The 20,272-nt window shown below is 66.1% G+C and carries 11 protein-coding genes; 3 read left to right on the top strand and 8 right to left on the bottom strand.

The features are described from left to right. Positions 1-18: 18 nt before the first annotated feature. From LYSCAS_RS09185 to LYSCAS_RS09165, 5 genes are all read right to left on the bottom strand, one after another. The gene (locus tag LYSCAS_RS09185) at positions 19-3,120 is read right to left on the bottom strand and encodes a TonB-dependent receptor (protein WP_213433702.1); all 3,102 of its coding nucleotides are present in this window, start codon (positions 3,118-3,120) and stop codon (positions 19-21) included. Between the two features lie 311 nt (positions 3,121-3,431). Next, on the bottom strand, positions 3,432-6,476 hold the full coding sequence (locus tag LYSCAS_RS09180) for a TonB-dependent receptor (protein WP_213433700.1): 3,045 nt from the start codon (positions 6,474-6,476) through the stop codon (positions 3,432-3,434). Positions 6,477-6,803: 327 nt separating this feature from the next. Further along, positions 6,804-9,875: a TonB-dependent receptor gene (locus tag LYSCAS_RS09175; protein WP_213433698.1), complete on the bottom strand. Its 3,072-nt coding sequence runs from the start codon at positions 9,873-9,875 to the stop codon at positions 6,804-6,806. Between the two features lie 200 nt (positions 9,876-10,075). Next, positions 10,076-11,833, bottom strand: a complete 1,758-nt coding sequence (locus LYSCAS_RS09170) for a phosphoenolpyruvate carboxykinase (GTP) (protein WP_213437744.1) — start codon at positions 11,831-11,833, stop codon at positions 10,076-10,078. Between the two features lie 85 nt (positions 11,834-11,918). Next, entirely contained in the window at positions 11,919-12,512 is a 594-nt protein-coding gene (locus tag LYSCAS_RS09165) for a TetR/AcrR family transcriptional regulator (protein WP_213433697.1), read from the bottom strand. A 149-nt stretch (positions 12,513-12,661) separates the two neighbouring features. Between LYSCAS_RS09165 and LYSCAS_RS09160 the strand changes: the two genes are divergently transcribed. Both LYSCAS_RS09160 and LYSCAS_RS09155 read left to right on the top strand, forming a co-directional pair. Then, positions 12,662-15,136: an acyl-CoA dehydrogenase gene (locus LYSCAS_RS09160; protein ID WP_213433695.1), complete on the top strand. Its 2,475-nt coding sequence runs from the start codon at positions 12,662-12,664 to the stop codon at positions 15,134-15,136. Between the two features lie 4 nt (positions 15,137-15,140). After that, positions 15,141-15,602, top strand: coding sequence for a hotdog fold domain-containing protein (locus tag LYSCAS_RS09155; protein WP_213433694.1), 462 nt, complete (start codon positions 15,141-15,143; stop codon positions 15,600-15,602). On the opposite strand, the gene LYSCAS_RS09150 is transcribed toward LYSCAS_RS09155, so the two are convergent. The 3 genes from LYSCAS_RS09150 to LYSCAS_RS09140 are packed head-to-tail and all read right to left on the bottom strand — an operon-like array spanning position 15,599 to position 18,550. Further along, on the bottom strand, positions 15,599-15,949 hold the full coding sequence (locus LYSCAS_RS09150) for a DUF1304 domain-containing protein (RefSeq protein ID WP_213433692.1): 351 nt from the start codon (positions 15,947-15,949) through the stop codon (positions 15,599-15,601). The genes LYSCAS_RS09155 and LYSCAS_RS09150 overlap by 4 nt on opposite strands. A gap of 1 nt (position 15,950) precedes the next feature. Beyond that, positions 15,951-17,171 carry an NAD-dependent epimerase/dehydratase family protein gene (locus LYSCAS_RS09145; RefSeq protein WP_213433690.1) on the bottom strand — a complete coding sequence of 407 codons (1,221 nt, stop codon included), beginning with the start codon at positions 17,169-17,171 and terminating at the stop codon, positions 15,951-15,953. Beyond that, a complete protein-coding gene (locus LYSCAS_RS09140; RefSeq protein ID WP_213433688.1) occupies positions 17,168-18,550 on the bottom strand; it encodes an NTP/NDP exchange transporter in 1,383 nt (460 codons plus the stop codon). Before LYSCAS_RS09140 ends, LYSCAS_RS09145 begins: the two co-directional genes overlap by 4 nt. Positions 18,551-18,679: 129 nt before the next feature. On the opposite strand from LYSCAS_RS09140, the gene LYSCAS_RS09135 reads away from it, so the two are divergent. Beyond that, complete coding sequence (locus tag LYSCAS_RS09135; RefSeq protein ID WP_213433686.1) at positions 18,680-20,266, top strand: GMC family oxidoreductase; 1,587 nt, start codon at positions 18,680-18,682, stop codon at positions 20,264-20,266. Positions 20,267-20,272: the final 6 nt, after the last annotated feature.

Below are 20,272 nucleotides of genomic sequence, written 5' to 3'. Positions count from 1 at the left end.
ACGCGACTTCGGTGTTGCTTAGAAGTCGTACTGGACCATGAAGCGCAGCGAACGCGGCGCCTGGAACGAAGCCGGCAACAGGTAGTTGTCGGCCGGCAGGCCCGTGGTCGGGTCTTCCGCGGTCTCGATGACCGAGGTGACCTTCTGCGAGTTCATCACGTTGAACACGTCGACCTTGAACTGCAGGCCTTCGGCGAACGCCGGACGCCATGCAACGTTGAGGTCGAGGTTGGTGGTCCACGGCAGGCGACCAGCCGTACCACGCGGGCGACGGACGACGGTGTTGTCGACCGTGCCACCGCGGAACGTCGTGCCGCAACGCATGAACGACGAGCCGTACGGGTGCGGCGTGAAGTTCGGCGTCTGCACGTTCTGGCCGTCGGCCGACGGGGTCGCCGGCGTGGCCGGAACGAGGACCGGCGGCAGCGGGTTCAGGTCGAGCGTACCGAAGCAGTTGAGCGGACGGCCCGACTGCACCAGCAGGTTCGCGCCCACGGACCACTGGTCGGTGATCTCGTAGTTGCCGAACAGCTTCAAGGTGTGGCGGCGATCGTTCGGCAGGTAGCCGTACGTGTCGACCGTCAGTTCCTTGTAGTCGAAGTCCTGCGTGGTGTTGGTGTTCTGCTGGCCGATGTCGGACTTCACGCCGCCTTCGGTGTTGCCCTTCGACTTGGCGTAGGTGTACGAACCCTGGAGGAAGAACTTGTCCCAGTTGCCGTCGAAGAAGAACTCCATCGCCGAGTACGTACGCTTGGCCTTCGGCGACAGCTGGTCGCCGGGGATCGTGAACGAACGCAGGATGCCGTCGCCTTCAACGTCGGTGATGTAAACCGCGTCGGAGCCCGGGTTGAAGATGCGGCAGTACGGGAAGCCCGGGTTCGGGATGACCGGGGACAGGCCCTGCGCCACGGCCGCGTTGTAGATCGGCGAGTAGTCGCAGTTGTCGTCGATGGCCGCCTTCAGGTCACGGAAGATGCCGCGAACGCCGAGCGAGAAGTGCTCGTTGAGCGCCATCTGCATGCCCAGGATGTACTCGTCCTGGTACATCGGGTCGAGGTTCTGCGACGCGATCGTCTGCGCCGTCTTCGCCGAGCCGAACTCGCCGTTGATGAACGTCAGCGGGCCGCGCGCCGTCAGGCCCTGCGGGGCGCCCGTGACCGGATCGATGCTCGTGAAGTTGAAGTTCTGGCGGGTGAAGACCGAAGCCGAGGCGCCGCGGGTGGCGACGTCGGAGGTCAGCGGCAGCGCGTAGCGACCGGCGTTACCGAACACCTTGAACGTCGAGTCGCCGTTGACGTCCCACGAGAAGCCCAGGCGCGGACCGAACTGGTTGTCGATCTTGACGTAGGTCTCGCCGAAGCCGTTCTTGTTCTCGAACGTATCCCAGCGGGCGCCGAGGTAGGCGATGAAGTTGTCGGTGACGTTCCAGGAGTCCTGGATGTAGAACGCGGTCTGGTCGACGGCGTTGGTCGAGCCCTGGTTGACGATCTGCTCACGGACGATGTCCTGGCCCGAAGCGAGCGTCGAGTAGCGCCACGTACGACCACCTTCGGTCGACGTACCGGCCACGGACTCGAAGTTGTCCACGTCGTAACCGAAGCGGAGCAGGTGGTCGCCCAGCTGCCATTCGGCGTCGATGCGGTACTGGTCGCGGGTGTCTTCGGAGTCCGAACGCGAGATCGCGGCGCCGGTGATGTTGCACGAGCTGGTGATCGTGCCGGTCTGCGACTGGCGCAGGGCCGGACGCGCGTCGACGATGACCGGGCAGCCCGAGGCCGGAACGGCGAGGTTGCCGCCGTAGGACACTTCCTGGCCGGCCGCCGTACGCAGGTGCTGCGCGCGCGAGAACACACCGTGGCCGGCGAGGGCCGACAGGGTGAAGTTGTCGGTCAGGTAGCCGGTGTACTTCAGGACGTAGTTGTCGCCGCCCTGCTCGGTGAAGTTCGTGCCGATCAGGTTCAGGCGATCGAGGTTGCCGATGCGCTGGTCGGCCACGTTCGTGTACACCGTGTTGCGGTACACGTCGGTGTCGGTTTCCTGCTTGTCGGAGAACGCGGTGAACTCAAGGATGTGCGCATCCGTGATGTTCCAGTCCATCTTCAACAACCAGGCCGGGGTGTCCGTCGTGGCGCTGGTGTTGGTGTTGGCGACCACGCTGCCCCAGGTGTCGGCTTCCTGGCGGCGGAAGGACACGAGGCCGTAGGCGAACAGCTTGTCCTTGATCAGCGCACCGCTGGCCCACACGGAGGCGACGGCGTTCCACGCCGAGTCACGCGTGTTGTCCTGGCGCAGGCGACCGATCGAGCAGCCAAGGCCGTTGGAACCGCACGCGAGCGGGTTGGAGTAATAGGTGTTCTTGACGTCTTCGGTCAGCGATTCGGGCGTGTAGAAGATGCTGCCGCCGGCGTGGAAGTCGTTCGTACCGCGCTTGGTGATCTGGTTGACCACGCCACCGAGCGAACGGCCGAATTCGGCGCCGTAACCACCGGTCTTGATCTGCTGTTCCTGGATCGCTTCGAACGGAACGTTCGAGAAGTTCAGGCTGCGGAACGAGTTGGTGATGTTGAAGCCGTTGACGTAGTACTGGTTTTCGGCGACGGACGAACCGCCGAACGAAGCCAGGTTGCCGAACGCCGCGTCGCCGCGGACGGTACCCGGGGCCAGCAGCGCGACGCTGGTGGTGTCGCGGGCGACCGGGATCTTCGCGATCTGCTCGGAGGTCAGGATGGTGGTGGACTCGACCGACGAGACGTCGATCGGGTTGACCGCGCCGGAGCCGATGACTTCGACGGTGCCGAGGTCCTGCGTGCCGGTGGCAGCGGACGAGACGAAGTCGACGTTCGCGGACGTGCCGACGCTGACGTTGGCGGTGCGCGGGCTGCCGCCGTTACGGGTCACGGTGTACTGACCGATCGGCAGCGAGGAGAAGCGGTACTGGCCGTCGGCGCCGACCGTGATCGTGCGCGAGAAGCCGGTGGACGGATTGGTGACGGTGATGGTGTCGCCCGCAGCCGCCGAACCGGACACCGAACCCGCGGTGTTGGTCTGGGCCGAGACGCCGCCAACGAAGCACAGACCGAGGGCAACGGTCAGCGCGCTTCGCTTCAAGCCATTGGACATGGAAGCCATTGAGTAGAACCCCCCATAGGGAATTTTGTGGATCGAATGAGTACGCGTACGTCACAGCCAGAAGGCTCGACTGGCCGACTATAGAGATAGAACAAATCCTTAACAAGTACCTGATCCGCGTTTAATGCAGAGAAATCCGTGCTGCATTGCGGAATTGCTAACTTGTTGATCCCCAAGGGAACGCAACCGCATCCGGGGGAATTTTTCATCGGAAGGAAGCGTTAATTGGCCGTGATGGCCGCATTAAAGAAGATGGCCGCCTCGCGGCGGCCATCTTTTCCCAACTCCGTTCGTCGGATCGCTCAGAAGTCGTACTGCACCATGAAGCGCACCGTCCGCGGTGCCTGGAAGCTGGCGGGCAGCAGGTAGAGCTCCGAGGGCAGGCCCGACTCGGGCACTTCGGCCTGTTCGATCACCGACGTCACCTTCTGCGAGTTCATGACGTTGAAGACGTCCATCTTGAGCTGCAGGCCAGGCGCCCAGCCCGGCTTGTAGGCCAGGTTGAGGTCGATGTTCGTCGTCCAGGGCAGGCGGCCGCGCGTACCGCGTGGCACCGGCAGGTTGTTGCAGCGCATGAACGCCGCGTCGTACGGATGCGGATCGTACGTATCGACGTTCGGCGGTGCGCCCGGCGCGCGCGTGGGATCGCGATCGAGCACGCCGATGCAGTTGAGCGGACGGCCCGACTGCACGAGCAGGTTCGCACCCACCGACCACTCGTCCGTGAACTGGTAGTTGCCGAACAGCTTCAGCGTGTGGCGACGATCGTTCGGCAGGTAGCCGTACGTATCGGTCGTCAGTTCGAGGTAGTCGAAGTCCTGCGTCACGCTGGTGTCGTTCTGCCCGATGTCGGACTTCACGCCGCCTTCGGTGTTGCCCTTGCTCTTGGCGTAGGTGTACGACCCCTGCAGGAAGAACTTGTCCCAGTTGCCGTCGGCGAAGAACTCGATCGCCGAATACGTGCGCTTGGCCTGCGGCGACAACCGCGCGCCCGGCACGTTGTACGTGCGCAGCACGCCGTCGCCTTCCACGTCGGTGACGAACACCGCGTCCTTGCCCGGGTTGAACATGCGGCAATACGGGAAGCCGGGGTTCGGCAGCAGCGGCGTGAGTCCCTGCGCCACCGCCTGCTCGTAGATCGCGGTGTAGTCGCAGTTGTCGTCGATCGCCTGCTTCAGGTCGCGGAAGATGCCGCGCACGCCGAGCGAGAAGTGCTCGTTGATGGCTTTCTGGAAGCCCAGGATGTACTCGTCCTGGTACATCGGATCGAGGTTCTGCGAGGCGATCGTCAGCGGGTTCTTGCCGCGGCCGTCTTCGCTGTTGAGGTAGCGGAACGTACCAGGCTGCGCCACCGGGTTGATCGGTGCGCCGGTGACCGGATCCACCGTCTGGTCGAAGTCGAACAGCTCGCGGCTGAAGAGCGATGCGCTCGCGCCGCGCACGGCGACGCTGGGCGTGAGCGGCAACGCGTAGCGGCCGGCGTTGCCGAACACCTTGAACGTCGAGTCGCCGAACACATCCCACGAGAAGCCCAGGCGCGGGCCGAACTGGTTGTTGATCTTGACGTAGCTTTCGCCGGCGCCGTTGAGGTTCTCGAACGTGTCCCAACGTCCGCCGAGGTAGGCGATGAAGTTGTCCGTGACGTTCCAGCTGTCCTGGATGTAGTACGCGTGCTGCTTCACCTCGACCGTCGCGCCCTGCTGGAAGAACTGTTGGCGCACGATGTCGAACTCGTCGCCCGTGTTCTCGATGCCGTCCGGATCGGTCGTCGTGTAGCGCCACTGGAAGCCGCCTTCGAACGCCACGCCCGCCTTCGAGGTGAAGTCGTCGCGGTCGTAGCCGAAGCGCAGCAGGTGGTCGCCCAGTTGCCATTCGGCGTCGAGGCGGAACTGCTTGCGCGTATCGCCCGAGTCGGTGCGCTCGATCGTGCCGCCGGTGGCGGAACTGCCCGTGATGTTGCAGGTGCTCGAATACACGCCGGTGATGTTGCGGCGGTATTCGGGGCGCGCGTCGGTGATCAGCGGGCAACCGGTGGCGATGCTGTTGATGTCGCCGGTGTACTCCACCGGCAGCCCGGCCGCCGTGCGCAGGTGCTGGCTGCGCGCGAACTTGCCGTAGCCGGCCAGCGCCGACAGCGTGAAGCTGTCGGTGAGGTAGCCGGTGTACTTGAGGATGTAGTTGTCGCCACCCTGCTCGCGGAAGTCGGTGCCGATCAGGTTGAGGCGCTCGACCACGCCGGGACGGTTGGCGTAGACGTCGCTGTCGGTCTTGATCTTGTCCGAGAACGCGGTGAACTCGAGGATGTGGCTGTCGGTGATGTTCCAGTCCAGCTTCAGCAGCCAGGTCGGGATCTTGATGCTGTCGCTGCTGTTCTGCGTCGACGTCACGTTGCCCCAGGTGTCCGCGTCCTGGTGGCCGTACGACAGCAGGCCGTACGCGAACAGGCGATCCTTGATCAGCGCGCCGCTGGCCCAGACGTTCGCGCGCCACTCTTCGAACGAATCCTCGTGGTTGTCCGAACGCAACGAACCGAACGCGCCCGGCGTGAGCGGGTTGGCGAGGTAGGCGCTCTTGACCTCCGAGCGCAGGCTGTCGGGCGCCCAGAACACGTTGCCGCCCGCGTGGAAATCGTTCGTGCCGCGCTTGGTGATCTGGTTGACCACGCCGCCGAGCGAACGGCCGAACTCGGCGCCGTAGCCGCCGGTCTTGATCTGCTGTTCGGCGATGGCCTCGAACGGCACCTGCGCGAAGTTGAGGTTGCGGAACGAGTTGGTGATGTTGAAGCCGTTGATGAAGTACGCGTTCTCAGCGACCGACGCGCCGCCGAACGACGCGAGGTTGCCGAAGGCCGCGTCGCCGCGCACCGTGCCGGGCGCGAGCAGCGCGACGCTGGTGGTGTCGCGCGGGACCGGGATCTTCGCGATCTGTTCCGCAGTGAGGATGGTGGTCGATTCCACCGAGGCCACGTCGATGGGATTCACCGCGTTGCCGACGACGGTGACGGTGCCCAGGTCCTGCGCGCCGGTGGCGGCGCTGGAGACGAAGTCGACGTTCGCCGAGGTACCGACGTTGACGGTGACGTTGCGCGGCGTGCCGCCGTTGCGCGTGACGGTGTACTGGCCGATGGGCAACTGCGCGAAACGGTAGGTGCCGTCGGAGCCGACGGTGATGGTGCGCGAGAACCCCGTCGCGGGGTTGGCGATGGTGATGCTGTCGCCGGCCGTGGCCTGGCCACCCACGGCGCCGGCCGTGTTGGTCTGTGCCTGCACTCCGCCGATGAAGCACAGGCCGAGTGCGGCCGCGAGCGTGCTGCGCTTGAAGCGCCTTGCGATTGCTTGGTTCGCCATGGCAATTCCCTCCTGCAGTTGGACCCAGAGAAGAAAGTGCGAGGGCCGGTGGGGGGCCCGATGGCGCGGAACTTAGAGGGCCAACGATTCCTTAACCAGTCCCGCACGAACTAGTCACGAAGGGTCCAACCGGGGGATCGCGGGTTCCGTGTCGGCAAGTGTCGGAATTTGCTGGAAATTCCGGAACGACTGTCACATTTCGACGCCCCCGGCGCGCCGACGAACGGTCGTGTGCCGGGGCCGCATGCCCGGCCCGAAGCTCATCCGTGCGCACAAAAAAAGCCGCCGGCTTGCGCCGGCGGCTCGTGTCACGCGACTGCAGGGCTATCAGAACTCGTAACGGGCGGTGAAACGCACGTAACGCGGTGCCTGGTAGTTGAAGTCGTTGAGGTAGTCCGGATCGGTGACCAGGTTGGTCCGCTGGGACTGCGACGACTCGTTGTACTCGGTCACCGTCTGCGAGTTGAGCACGTTGAAGACCTTCATCTGCAACGTCAGGCCTTCCAGCCACTGCGGCTGGTAGGTCAGGCCCACGTCGAACGTGTGGGTCCACGGCGTGCGGCCTTCATCGCCACGGTTGTGCAGCCTGTAGCGCGCCGACGTCGTGTCGTCCGCCGTGCCCGAGATGCCATCCGGGCCGGGAAGCGGCCGCCCGCCGATCGACCCGTTCGGATCGAGGCAGTAGAAGCTCGAACCGCTGTAGTTGCCGAGGCTGCCGCCGTCCGGCGAAGACGGGTCGATGCCCACGTCCACGAGCGGGATGAAGCCGTTGCAGTTCACCGGGCGACCCGACTGCACGAGCATGTTGGCCGAGACCGACCATTCGTCCGTGATGTCGTAGGCGCCGAACAGCTTCAGCGTGTGGCGACGATCGTTCGGCAGGTAGCCGTACGAACCATCTTCGAACGCGGCGAAGTCGAAGTCCTGCGTGGCGCCCGCGTCGTCCTGTTCCAGCGTGGAGTTCACGTAGCCCTCGACGTTGCCCTTGCTCTTGGCGAACGTGTACGAACCCTGCAGGTACCAGTTGTCGGACTTCGCGCGTTCCCAGAAGAACTCGACCGCGTTGTACGTGCGCTGGTATTCCGGCAGGCCCAGGTAGCGGGCAGGCACGGTGTACTCGGCCAGCGTATTGGTGTTGGTCGGATCCAGCGCGATCGTGACGTCCTTGCCGGGGTTGACCGTGTAGCAGGTCGGCATGTCGATGCCGACGCCGTCCTGCGAGAAGCCGTCCACGAAGCCGTTGTCGGCCGCCCACTGGTCGAACCCGTTGTGCGTGCAGGTGTCGTCCATGCCCGCCTTGACGTCGCGGTGGATGGCGCGCATGCCCAACTGCCAGTTGGTGTTGAGCTGCATCTGCATGCCCAGGATGTATTCGTCCTGGTACATCGGGTCGAGGTTGGTCGCCGCCAGCGTGCGCGGATCCGGCGCGACGAACGAACCGTTCACCGCGGTCGGGATGAGGACGTCGCCGATGATCGGGGTGCCGTCCGGGTTCACGCCGTCGAGGAAGAACCACGTTTCATCGCTGTACTCGAAGCCCGAGCCACGGATGCTCGTGTTCGACGACACCGGGATGTAGTAGCGACCCGCGTTGCCGAACACCTTGAACGTGGAGTCGCCGTTGACGTCCCACGAGAAACCGACGCGGGGGGCGAACAGCGTGTCGGACTTGATGAACGTGGCGCCGTCGGCGTTCTTGTTCTCGAAGGTTTCCGCGCGCAGGCCGCCGTACAGCAGCAGGTTGTCGGTCGCCTGCCAGCTGTCCTCGATGTAGGCCGCCTGGTTGGTGACTTCGTACGCGCCGCTCTGCGTGAAGTTCGTGCGGCGACGCACGATGTCGCCGAGGAACGCGTAGTCCGGGCCGAACACGTCGCCGGCGCGGAAGTAGCGGAAGTACTGGCCGCCCGAATACTGCAGGCCGGCATGGGTCGACTCGAACGCCTCGTGGTCGACACCGAAGCGCAGCTTGTGCGACGCCAGCTGCCATTCGGCATCGAGGCGCCATGCGCGGCGGAAGTCTTCGTCCGGGCCGTCGAACGCGGCGTCGCGGACCTGGAACTGGTCCGGGTTCCAGCAACCGATCGGGCGCAGGGTCAGGTTGGCGTCGCGGCTGTCGTAGATCGCCGGGCAATTGCCGCCGGGCAGTTCTTCCTGGAAGTTGTTGACGTTGCGCAGGTAACCGTACTGCGCCGCGATGGTGAAGTTGTCGGTGAGGTAACCGGTGTACTTGCCGATGTACACCTCGCCGCCGTTCTCCAGCGTGGACACGCTGCTCGCGCCGAGGTGTTGCGTGGCATAGGGCACGCCGACCGGGCGATACGTCGTCGTCTCGGCGACATCCTTGTTCCAGATGCCGGTGACTTCGATGATGTGGTCGTCGGTGATGTTCCAGTCCAGCTTGATCAGGCCGCTCGGATCGTTGTGGTTGACGTTGGTGCTGTCCACCGCGTTGTAGCGATCGACGTTGTTGTCCTGGCCCTGCACGAGGCCGAAGAAGAACAGCTTGTCCTTGATGAGCGGACCGCCGCCGTAGATGTTGTAGAGCAGCTCGTCGCTCGTGTTGGAGGAGCGATACACGAAGCGGTCATCCACCGTGCCAATCAGGTCGGGGTCGCGCGAGTACACGTCCTTGCCGCTTTCCTGGCCCCATTCCGGCGCCCAGTACACGCTCGCGCCCGCCTTCCACTCGTTGGTGCCGCGCTTGGTCACGATGCTGATCACGCCACCCAGCGAACGGCCGTACTCGGCGCCGTAGCCGCCGGTCTTGACCTGCTGCTCGGCGATGGCATCGAACGGCATGTCGGCGAACGACACGAAGTTGCGGATGTTGGTAACGTCGAAGCCGTTGATGTAGTAGCCGTTCTCGGCCACCGACGCGCCGCCGAACGAGGCGAGGTTGCCGAAGCCGGTGTCGCCGCGGACGGTGCCCGGGGCGAGCAGCGCCACGTTGGTGACGTCGCGCGAAACGGGGAGTTCGTCGATCTGCTCGGCGGTGAACACCGAGGTCGACTCGACCGACGAGACGTCGATCGGGTTGAACGCGCCACCGCTGCCCACGACGGTGACGGCGCCGAATTCGGTCCCGTTGGCGGGGGCGGAGAAGCTCACCGTGCTACCCGTGCCGACCTTGACCTGCACATCCTTGGTCACACCGTTCGAAGTGACCTTGTAGCGGCCCGGCGACAGCTGCGGAAACGTGAAGCGGCCCGACGAATCCGACGTGATCTCGCGGGAAACGCCCGTATCGATGTTTTCGATGCGGACCGTGGATCCAGCGGTGGCGTCGCCATTGATGGAACCGACGGAGCTCTGCGCCTGGACGCCCGCCGCGAAGCAGAGACCGAGTGCAACGGTCAGTGCGCTTCGCTTCAGGCCCTTGGAAAGGTGCTTGGAAGCCATGTGATACCCCCCACGGGTAAGTGAGAAAAATCGAAATGTCACAGCCGACAATTCGGTCGGACCACCCGAATATAGGGGAACTCAGGATTTTTTAACAACCATCACACACAAAGTTATCGGCCCCGTGCTGGGGGGAGCACGGGGCCGAGGTTTGTTTCACTCTGTTTTCAGCCGGGGCCTTCACGCGGCCCTAACGCAAATCAGCCTGCGGAGAGTTCCGCGGCGATCCGGTTGCGCTCCTCGCGCAGCGCGTCCGGCATGCGATCGCCAAACTCATCCAGGAAGCCTTCGAGCGCGGCGAACTCGGCATTCCAGCCGTCGCGATCGAAGCCGAAGAGCACGCTGCGGGCTTCGTCCGTCAGGGCCAGGCCGTCCAGGCGGACGTCCTCGGCGCGCGGCACTGCACCAATCGGGGTGGCTTCGGCATCGGCCTGGCCTTCGACGCGGCCGAGCATCCACTCGAGCACGCGCAGGTTGTCGCCGAAGCCCGGCCACAGGAACTTGCCATCGCTGCCCTTGCGGAACCAGTTGACGTGGAAGACCTTCGGCAACTGCGCGCCGGGCTGGTCGAACGACAACCAGTGCGCGAAGTAGTCGGCGAAGTTGTAGCCGCAGAACGGCTTCATCGCCATCGGGTCGCGGCGCATCACGCCCACCGCGCCGGTGGCGGCCGCGGTGGTCTCCGAGCCCATCGCCGCGCCCACGAGCACGCCGTGCGTCCAGTCGCGCGCTTCGAACACCAGCGGCACCAGCGATGCGCGGCGCCCGCCGAACACGATCGCGGAGATCGGCACGCCCTGCGCATCCTCGGCCTTCGGCGACCAGCTCGGGCACTGGCGCGCGCTCACGGTGAAGCGCGCGTTCGGGTGCGCGGCGGGTTTGCCGGCATTGCAATCGTATGCATCGCCACGCCAATCAAAGGCGGGCACGCGTTTGTCGAGTCCCTCCCACCAGGGCTGGTTGTCCTGGGTCAGGCCGACGTTGGTGAAAATGGTGTCGCGCTGCACGGTGGCGAGTGCATTGGGGTTCGACGCTTCCGACGTGCCCGGCGCGACGCCGAAGAAGCCCGCTTCCGGATTGATCGCATACAGGCGGCCATCGGCGCCCGGGCGCATCCAGCAGATGTCGTCGCCCACGGTCCACACCTTCCAGCCTTCGGTGCGATAGCCCTCCGGCGGAATCAGCATCGCGAGGTTGGTCTTGCCGCACGCCGACGGGAACGCGGCCGCGATGTAATGCGTGCGGCCCTGCGGATTCTCCACGCCGAGGATCAGCATGTGTTCGGCGAGCCAGCCTTCGCTGCGCGCCTGGTGCGAAGCGATGCGCAACGCATGGCACTTCTTGCCGAGCAGCGCGTTGCCGCCGTAGCCGGAGCCGTACGACTGGATCGTCAGTTCTTCCGGGAAATGCATGATGAAACGGCGTTCGGGATCGAGCTCGCCGATGGAATGCAGGCCGCGCACGAACTGCCCTTCGCGCTCGATGCGCGCCAGCGCCGCCGCGCCCATGCGGGTCATGATGCGCATGTTGGCCACGACGTACGGCGAGTCGGTGATTTCCACGCCGCAACGCGACAGCGGCGAATCGATCGGGCCCATGCAGTACGGGATCACGTACATCGTGCGCCCGCGCATGCAGCCGGCGAACAGCGCATCCATCTTCGCGTGCGCTTCGGTGGGCGCCATCCAGTGGTTGTTGGGGCCGGCGTCGTCGCGGTCGGTGGTGCACACAAACGTCAGGTGCTCCACGCGCGCCACGTCGTCGGGGTGCGAACGATGCAGCCAGCTGCGCGGATGCGTTTCCTGGTTGAGCGGCAACAGCGTGCCGTCGCCTTCCATCTGCGCGATCAGTTCGGCGAACTCGCTGTCGCTGCCATCGCACCACTGGATGCGATCGGGTTGCGTGAGCAGTGCCACGTCCATGACCCACTGGTTCAACGCGTCCAACTGGCTGCCCATCGCGGTGGTCTCGACTTCAAGGGGGGAAAATTGCGCGGCCATGGCGGTCCTCTGTCAGGCGTGCGGGAAAGGGGGCGAAAATCGGTCAGGGAGAAGCCTCGGGGATCAGCGTCGACATCATGTGTTCGACATAGGCTTCGAATTCTTCGTGCTGCATGTTCATCTGGTGCAGCTGCAGGTTGAGCTGCAGGAAACCGACGTAGGCCGAATAGAGCAGCCGCGCGCGATGCTGCGCGTCGGTGCGGCTCAGGCCGGCCTGGCGGAAGGACGCGGTGAGGTAGTCCAGGCGGCGCTCGGAGACGCGCACGATCACCGGCTGCACGGCGGGATGGTCCATGACCTTGAGCAGCTCGGAATAGATGATGTGGGACTTGGCCTCGTGCGCCACCAGCTGGAACAGGGCGCGGAGGCGTTCGCGGGGGTCCGGGATGGGTTCGAGCGAACCGAACACCGTTTCCTGTTCCACCTTCTCCCAGCGCTCCAGCGCGGCGACCAGCAAGGCCTCGCGCGACGGGAAATGCCAGTAGAAGCTGCCCTTGGTGACGCCCAGCCTGCGGGCCAGCGGTTCCACCGCCACCGAGGCCACGCCTTGTTCGGCGATCTGGTCCAGCGCGGCCTGCGCCCAATCCTCGGCGCTCAATCGCGCATTGCGTTCCTGGCGGGCGGCGGCTTCGGTCATGGCGGAAGTTTACCGTACGGTTGTTATGGCAAGAGTATGCAGCGCGTGATACGTGGCACGCCTCCGATGCGTTGACAGGCTTCGGAAGGGCTACCCATACTTGGGCGTATGGTGCCCCCGCGCACCGATCGAATCAACCGGAGCTTCCGATGAGCGTCGCCGTTCCTTTCCTCTTGTTGTTGCTCGCCGCGATGTTCGCCTCCTACCACCGCATGCGGCTGGCGTACTGGGCCGCGATGACCGCTTCGCTGCTCGTGGTGGCCTGGCTGCTCGGCGCCAACGGCGTCGCCACCATCGTCGCCGCCCTGATCGTCGCCGCCATCGCCATCCCGCTCCTCGTCCCGCAGTTCCGCAAGCCGCGCATCACCACGCCCTTGCTGAAGTTCTACACGCGACTGCTGCCCCCGCTGTCGGACACCGAACGCACCGCGCTGGAAGCCGGCACCGTCGGCTTCGAAGGCGAGCTGTTCTCGGGCAAGCCGGACTGGGACAAGTTGCTCTCGCTGCCCAAGCCCGAACTCACCGCGGAAGAACAGGCCTTCCTCGACGGCCCGTGCGAACAGCTGTGCCGCATGACCAACGACTGGGACATCACCCACGTGCGCGCGGACCTGCCGCCGGAGCTGTGGGAATTCGTCAAGGAGCACAAGTTCTTCGGCCTCAACATTCCGAAGGAATACGGCGGCCTGGGCTTCTCGGCACTGATGAACCACAAGGTCATCCAGAAGCTCGCGTCGATTTCCACCGTCGTCAGTTCCACCGTCGGCGTGCCCAACTCGCTGGGCCCGGCCGAACTGCTGATGCACTACGGCACCGACGAACAGAAATCCGAGTACCTCCCGCGCCTGGCCGACGGCCGCGAAGTGCCGTGCTTCGCGCTCACCGGCCCGTTCGCCGGTTCCGATGCAACCTCGATCCCCGACTACGGCATCGTGTGCATGGGCGACTGGAACGGCGCCAACGTGCTCGGCTTCCGCCTCACGCTCAACAAGCGCTACATCACGCTCGCGCCGGTGGCCACGCTGATCGGCGTGGCGTTCCGCATGTACGACCCGGACGGATTGCTCGGCGACAAGAAGGACATCGGCATCTCGCTCGCACTCGTGCCGCGCGACACGCCCGGGCTCGACATCGGCCGCCGCCACTTCCCGCTCAATTCGCCGTTCCAGAACGGCCCGATCCACGGCAAGGACATCTTCGTCCCGCTGTCGCAGCTGATCGGCGGCGAGGACTACGCCGGCAAGGGCTGGCAGATGCTGATGGAATGCCTGTCGATCGGGCGTTCGATCACCCTGCCCTCCACCGCCAGCGGCGGCGCGAAGCTCGCGGCCGTCGTCACCGGTGCGTACGCGCGCATCCGCAAGCAGTTCGGCTTGTCCGTCGGGCGTTTCGAAGGCGTCGAAGAGGCGCTCGCGCGCATCGCCGGCAAGGCGTACGCGATCAGTGCCTTGTCGCAGGCGACGGCGGCTGCCGTGGCGCGCGGCGAAAACCCCGCCGTGCCTTCCACCATCGCCAAGTACCACTGCACGCAGATGGGCCGCGAAGTCGTCATCGATGCGATGGACGTCCATGGCGGCAAGGGCATCATCCTCGGACCGCGCAATTACCTCGGCCGCGCGTGGCAGGCCACGCCGATCAGCATCACGGTGGAAGGCGCGAACATCATGACGCGCTCGCTGATGATCTTCGGCCAGGGCGCGATCCTGTGCCACCCGTGGGTGATGAAGGAAATGAAGTCGGCGCAGCTGGAGGATCCGGTCGCGCGCATCGACCAGTTCGACGACGCGCTGTTCGGCCACATCGGCTTCGCGTTTTCCAATGCCGTGCGCAGCCTGTGGTTCGGCCTGACCAGCGCGCGCATCGGCAAGGCGCCGGGCGACGACTACACGCGCCGCTTCTACCGCAAGCTCGATCGCTATTCGGCCGCGCTCGCGCTGATGGCCGATACGTCGATGCTGCTGCTCGGCGGCAAGCTGAAGTTCAAGGAATCGCTGTCCGGCCGCCTCGGCGACGTACTCAGCCAGTTGTACATCTGCAGCAGCATGCTCAAGCGCTACGAAGACGAAGGCCGCCCGGCCGGCGATCGTCCGCTGCTCGCGTGGGCGTTCCACGATGCGATCAACAAGATCGAAACCGCGTTGTCCGGTGCATTGCGCAACTTCCCGATCCGCCCGATCGGCTACGTATTGTGGATGCTGATCTTCCCGTGGGGCCGCCGCGCCCAGGCGCCGAGCGACCAGCTTGGCCATCGCGCCGCATCGCTGCTGATGACGCCGTGCGACGCGCGCCAGCGGATGGGCGACGGCGTGTTCCTCGCGCCGACGGCCAACAATCCGGCGGGCCGCATCGACAGCTACTTGCCTAAGGTGATCCTGGCCGAACCGGTGGAACGCAAGTTCCTCAAGGCGCTGAAGAACAGCGACATCGAAGCGCTCGAGTTCGACGCGCAGCTGGACGAAGGCGTGCGCGAAGGCTGGATCACCGCCGACGAACGCAAGCAGCTGGAAGAACTGCGCGCGATGACGCTCGATGCGATCACCGTCGACGACTTCGAAGCGTGGGAACTGCGCGCGGCGTCGTTCGACCGCCTGGCCGGCGTCGGCGATTCGCGCGCCGCGGCCTGACCGCATGTCGGTGCTGCAACTCTACCGCCGGATCACGCGCTGGCCTGGCGGCCACTGGATGTTCGCGCGCGCCGTGTGCTGGCGCGCGCCCTACTTCGCCAGCATCGCACCGCGCATCACGGTGCTCGGACCGGGCCGTTGCGAAGCGTCGATCGCGCATCGCCGCAAGGTGACCAACCACATCGGCACGGTGCATGCGATCGCGTTGTGCAACCTCGCCGAATTCGCGGGTGGCCTGATGACCGACGCGACGATCCCCGCCTCGATGCGCTGGATCCCGAAGGGCATGCAGGTCGAGTACCTGGGCAAGGCGAACGGCACGATGCACGCCGTCGCCACGCCGGACATCGCCGCCGTCGAATCCACGCAGGGCTACGACCTGCCGGTCACCGTGTCGGTGCGCGATCCGCAGGGCGCGGACGTCTTCCGCGCACGCATCGCCATGTGGGTATCGCCGAAGCGCTAGCGCCAGCCGACCAGCACCGACGCGATGATCGCGGGGAAGGCCTGGACGAAGAAGATGCGCTTGTTCACCGTCGCGGCGCCGTAGGCACCGGCCACGATGACGAACACCAGGAACAGCAGCACGATCTCGCGCGACTGCATCGCCAGTCCGTAGACCAGCCCCGCCGCGAGGAAGCCGTTGTAGAGCCCCTGGTTCGCGGCCAGCGTGCGCGACTGCGCGGCGAATTCCGGCGTGAGCCGGAACGTCTTCAACCCCGCCGGCTTCGTCCACAGGAACATCTCGAGCACGAGGAACCATCCGTGCAGCAGCGCGACGAGCGCGACGACGACCATGGCGGGCAGCGACATGTCAGTGCTTCTTTTTCTTGGACGACGACTTCTTCGACGATCCCTTCTTCGCCGGCGCCTTGGGCTTCGCCTTCTTCACCGGCGCCGGCGCCTGCGATTTGTGCCACGCCTGCAGCACTTCGGCTTCGCGCACCATCGACAGCCCCGCCTTCGGTGCGGCGCGGCGGTCTTCCGGCAACGTGTGCCAGTACGCCAGCGTGTCGGCGGTGGTCGTCTCGAGCGGCCGGTACGTGAGCCCCGCCGCCTGCGCCTTCGCGCTGCTCACGCGCCCGAAGCCCGCGTATTCCCCGACCGGCGGGATCCACACCGGCATGTCCTGCCACGCGCTGACGTGTTGCTGGTCGAGGAAGTCCGCCGGCACCCACGTCACCTTCGACGGCTTGCCGGACACGCGCTGCGCCGTGGCGATGACTTCGCCCATCGTCAGCTTGCCCGCGGGCGCATCGGCGTTGAACGTGCCGAAGCGTTGGTCTTCCAGCGCCTTGAGCAGGAACGCGGCGAGGTCGCGAACATCGATGAACTGCGTCGGGTCCGACGCGCTGCCGGGCCCGAGGATTTCGCCGCCGCGGTCCGCGCGCGCCGGCCAGTACGTGAAGCGATCCGTGTTGTCGCCGGGCCCGACGATCAGGCCGGGCCGCACGATGGTCACGCGCCCGGGCATTTCCTTGTTGGCGGCCTGCTCGCACAGCGCCTTCAAACCGCCATACGTGTCGCCCGTGACTTCGGTGACGTTCGGATTGGCGAGCACCGCGAGCGGCGCGGTTTCGTCCTGGTTCGGCGTGTCCATCTTCGCGTACACCGACACCGTCGACACCAGCAGGTACTGGTCGACGCGCTTGCCCAGCAGCTGCGTCGAACGCGTGACATCGGCGGGCAGGTACGCGGACGTGTCCAGCACCGCATCCCACTTGCGCCGGCCCGACAAGGCTTTCATGTCGGTCTTGCGGTCGCCGTGCAGTTGTTCGATGTCCTTGAATTCCTCGCCGCTGAAGCGCGTGGGATTGGTCTTGCCGCGGTTGAACAGCGTGAGCTTGTGGCCCTTCGCGCGCGCGGCTTCGACGAAGTGCGGGCCGAGGAAACCCGTGCCGCCCATGACGAGGATGGTCATCGGATCGCCGGGCTTGCGCGGCTCCGGCGCCTTCGGCTTGCGTGCGAACGCGGGCAGCGCGGCGAGGCCGGCGGTGGCGAGCGAGGCTTTGAGGAATGCGCGGCGGTTGGTCATGCGGCGGGATCTCCGGTGGTGGGGCCGGCGCGCGACGCGTCGCCAGGCAGCGTGCGCTGGGCGCGGATGACGCGCCATGCGCCGAAGGTCATGGCGCCGGCGATGCCGACGCCGCCCAGGAACACGATGTGCGAACCGAACAGCGACAGCCCCTTGTGCACCCACGCAAAGCTGAGGTCGCCGCCGCGGTACACGAACGTGTCGATCACGGCCTTGCCTTTGTAACGCCATTCGCGGGGCACGCGCGTGTAGATCGTCTCGCGCGCCGGCTTGCCCAGCGAGAACTCGCCCGCGCGGGTGACCACCTGCACGATCGCGACCATCATCGGGAACGGCGAGGCCGCCAGGATCGAGAACCCCGCCAGCACCGCGAACGCGGGAATCAGCAACGCCGGCGCCACGCCGTGCGTGCGCAACAGCCACCGCGTGACGAACAACTGGATGACGATCGCCAGGCCGTTGATGGCCAGGTCGATGTTGGCGTAGAACGCCGTGCGCGCCGCATCGTCCGTGAAGGCATGGCGCGTGATCGCGGCCTGCTCGTTGTAGAGCAGCGTGCCCACGCCGACGCCGAAGAACATCAGGATGGCAAGTGCGCGCAGCAGCGGTTCGCGCGCGACCAGGCGCAGGCCCGCCCAGATCGAGCCGCCCATCGCCTGTTCGCCGCTCGCTTCGCCGCGCGCGCGTTCGCGCAGGATCGCCCACGGACGCAGCTGCAGGATGCACAGCAGGCACACGCACAGGAACCCGGCCGACACGAGCAGCAGGTTGCCCACGCCGATGCGCTGCGCCAGGTGCAGCGTGATGACCGGGCCCACCAGCGCGCCGATCGTGCCGCCCGCGCCGATGTAGCCGTACACCTGCTTGGCGTGCGCATCGTCGAACACGTCCGCCATGAAGCTCCAGAACACGCTCACCGCGAACAGGTTGAACACCGCCGTCCACACGAAGAACGCCACGCCCCGCCCCGGCCACGCCTGGTGGAACGCGACGTAGAACGTGAGCAGGCACGCGATGAAGACCAGGTACACCACCGGCAGGAACACGCGCCGCGGGAAGCGCGCCACGAGCGCGCCGTACAACGGCTGCAGCAACAGCATCCCGAGGAAGGTGCCCGTGAACAGGATCTGCAGCGTGAAGTCGGTGATGTCCCAGCCGCGCGCGGTGGCCCAGGCCACCCACGAACGCGGGAACACGGTGAGCGCATCGCCCGACGAGCCCATCGCATCGCGCACGGGGCGCAGCACGTAGTAGCCGCACAGCAGGCTGAAGAAGTAGAGCAGCGACCACCACAGCGCCGCGGGCTGGTCCACCAGGCGCACCCGGACGCGCGACGCGCGCGCGCCGCCATCCGTTTCGCGGGGATCCGTTGGCGCCATGGGTTTCCGTGGGGGCTGCGCGGGTGCCGGGGCACGTTAGCCCAAAGGTCGCGGGGATGGCTACCATGCCTGGAGTACTTGCTCCATCCCCGCGGCCTACCGTCGCGCAGCCTTGTCCCGGGATCCACCGTGCACGCGTTCGACTACATCATCATCGGCGCCGGCTCCGCCGGCTGCGTGCTCGCCAACCGCCTTTCCGAAGACCCGCACGTGCGCGTGCTGTTGCTCGAAGCCGGCCCGCGCGACTGGCATCCCTTCATCCACATGCCCGCGGGCCTGGCCAAGCTGGTCGGCAAGAAGGGCGTGAACTGGGACTACGACACCGCGCCGGAACCACACCTCGACAACCGCACCCTGTGGTGGCCGCGCGGCAAGGTGCTCGGCGGCTCCAGTTCGATCAACGCGATGTGCTACATCCGCGGCCATGCGCGCGACTACGACGACTGGGCCGCGCAGGGCGCGACCGGCTGGTCGTGGGACGCGGTGCTGCCCTACTTCCGGCGCAACGAAGGCAACACGCGCGGCGCGGATGCTTTGCATGGCGGCGATGGTCCGTTGTCGGTGTCGGACCTGCGTTACGTGAACCCGCTGTCCGAAGCGTTCATCGAAGCGGGCGTGCAGGCGGGCTATGCGCGCAACGACGATTTCAACGGCCCGCGCCAGGAAGGCGTCGGCCTGTACCAGGTGACGCAGAAGGACGGCGCGCGGTGTTCGGCGTCGGTGGCCTACCTCAATCCCGCACGCTCGCGGCCCAACCTCGTCGTGCGCACCGATGCGATGGTCAGCCGCATCACCTTCGACAAGGGGCGCGCCGACGGCGTGACCTGCGTCGTGCGCGGGCAGGCGTTCCATTACGAGGCGACGCGGGAGGTGTTGCTGAGCGGCGGTGCGATCAATTCGCCGCAACTGCTGATGTTGTCGGGCGTCGGGCCGGCGGATGCGTTGCGTCGCCTCAAGATCGACGTCGTGCACGATGCACCCAACGTCGGCGCGAACCTGCAGGACCATCTCGACATCTGCTCGCTGCAGCATTCCACGCAGCCGATCACCTACGACCGCGTGGGCGACCTCAAGATCGCGTTCGACTACTACCTGCGCGGCCACAGCGGCCCCGGCAGCAGCAACATCGCCGAGGGCGGCGGGTTCGTGCGCTCGGCGCTCGCGCCGGACGATCGCCCCGACATCCAGTTCCACTTCGTCCCCGCGATGCTCGACGACCACGGCCGCCATCGCCTGCGCGGCGACGGCTACACGCTGCACGCCTGCTTCCTGCGCCCGCGGAGCCGCGGCCGCATCGCGCTCGCCAGCAACCGCGCCGGCGACAAGCCGCGCATCGAAGCGAATTACCTGAGCGACGCGGAAGGCTTCGACCTGCGGATGATGGTGGAGTGCGCGAAAGTCTCGCGCACGCTGTTCGCGCAGAAGGCCTTCGATCCCTATCGCGGCGCGCCGATCTTCCCCGCGCGCAACGACCTGTCGGACGCCGAACTCGCGGACTTCATCCGCGCGAAGGCCGAGACCGTGTACCACCCGGTCGGCACGTGCCGGATGGGCAGCGACGCGGCGTCGGTGGTCGACAACGACCTGCGCGTGCGTGGCGTCGAAGGCCTGCGCGTGATCGATGCCTCGGTGATGCCCACGCTGATCGGCGGCAACACCAACGCGCCGACGATGATGATCGCCGAGCGCGCATCCGACCTGATCCGCGGACGCTGATCCGCG

This window comes from Noviluteimonas caseinilytica, from assembly GCF_018406605.1.
GTDB lineage: Bacteria > Pseudomonadota > Gammaproteobacteria > Xanthomonadales > Xanthomonadaceae > Noviluteimonas > Noviluteimonas caseinilytica.
The sequence above is the reverse complement of the archived record's forward strand: the minus strand, read 5'-3'. Positions and strand labels throughout refer to the sequence as shown.

Coding starts and splice junctions, on each gene's coding strand:
- LYSCAS_RS09145 (WP_213433690.1), bottom strand. CDS start 17,171: ATGACCAACCGCCGCGCATTCCTCAAAGCCTCGCTCGCCACCGCCGGC.
- LYSCAS_RS09165 (WP_213433697.1), bottom strand. CDS start 12,512: ATGACCGAAGCCGCCGCCCGCCAGGAACGCAATGCGCGATTGAGCGCC.
- LYSCAS_RS09170 (WP_213437744.1), bottom strand. CDS start 11,833: ATGGGCAGCCAGTTGGACGCGTTGAACCAGTGGGTCATGGACGTGGCA.
- LYSCAS_RS09140 (WP_213433688.1), bottom strand. CDS start 18,550: ATGGCGCCAACGGATCCCCGCGAAACGGATGGCGGCGCGCGCGCGTCG.
- LYSCAS_RS09180 (WP_213433700.1), bottom strand. CDS start 6,476: ATGGCGAACCAAGCAATCGCAAGGCGCTTCAAGCGCAGCACGCTCGCG.
- LYSCAS_RS09155 (WP_213433694.1), top strand. CDS start 15,141: ATGTCGGTGCTGCAACTCTACCGCCGGATCACGCGCTGGCCTGGCGGC.
- LYSCAS_RS09150 (WP_213433692.1), bottom strand. CDS start 15,949: ATGTCGCTGCCCGCCATGGTCGTCGTCGCGCTCGTCGCGCTGCTGCAC.
- LYSCAS_RS09160 (WP_213433695.1), top strand. CDS start 12,662: ATGAGCGTCGCCGTTCCTTTCCTCTTGTTGTTGCTCGCCGCGATGTTC.
- LYSCAS_RS09185 (WP_213433702.1), bottom strand. CDS start 3,120: ATGTCCAATGGCTTGAAGCGAAGCGCGCTGACCGTTGCCCTCGGTCTG.
- LYSCAS_RS09175 (WP_213433698.1), bottom strand. CDS start 9,875: ATGGCTTCCAAGCACCTTTCCAAGGGCCTGAAGCGAAGCGCACTGACC.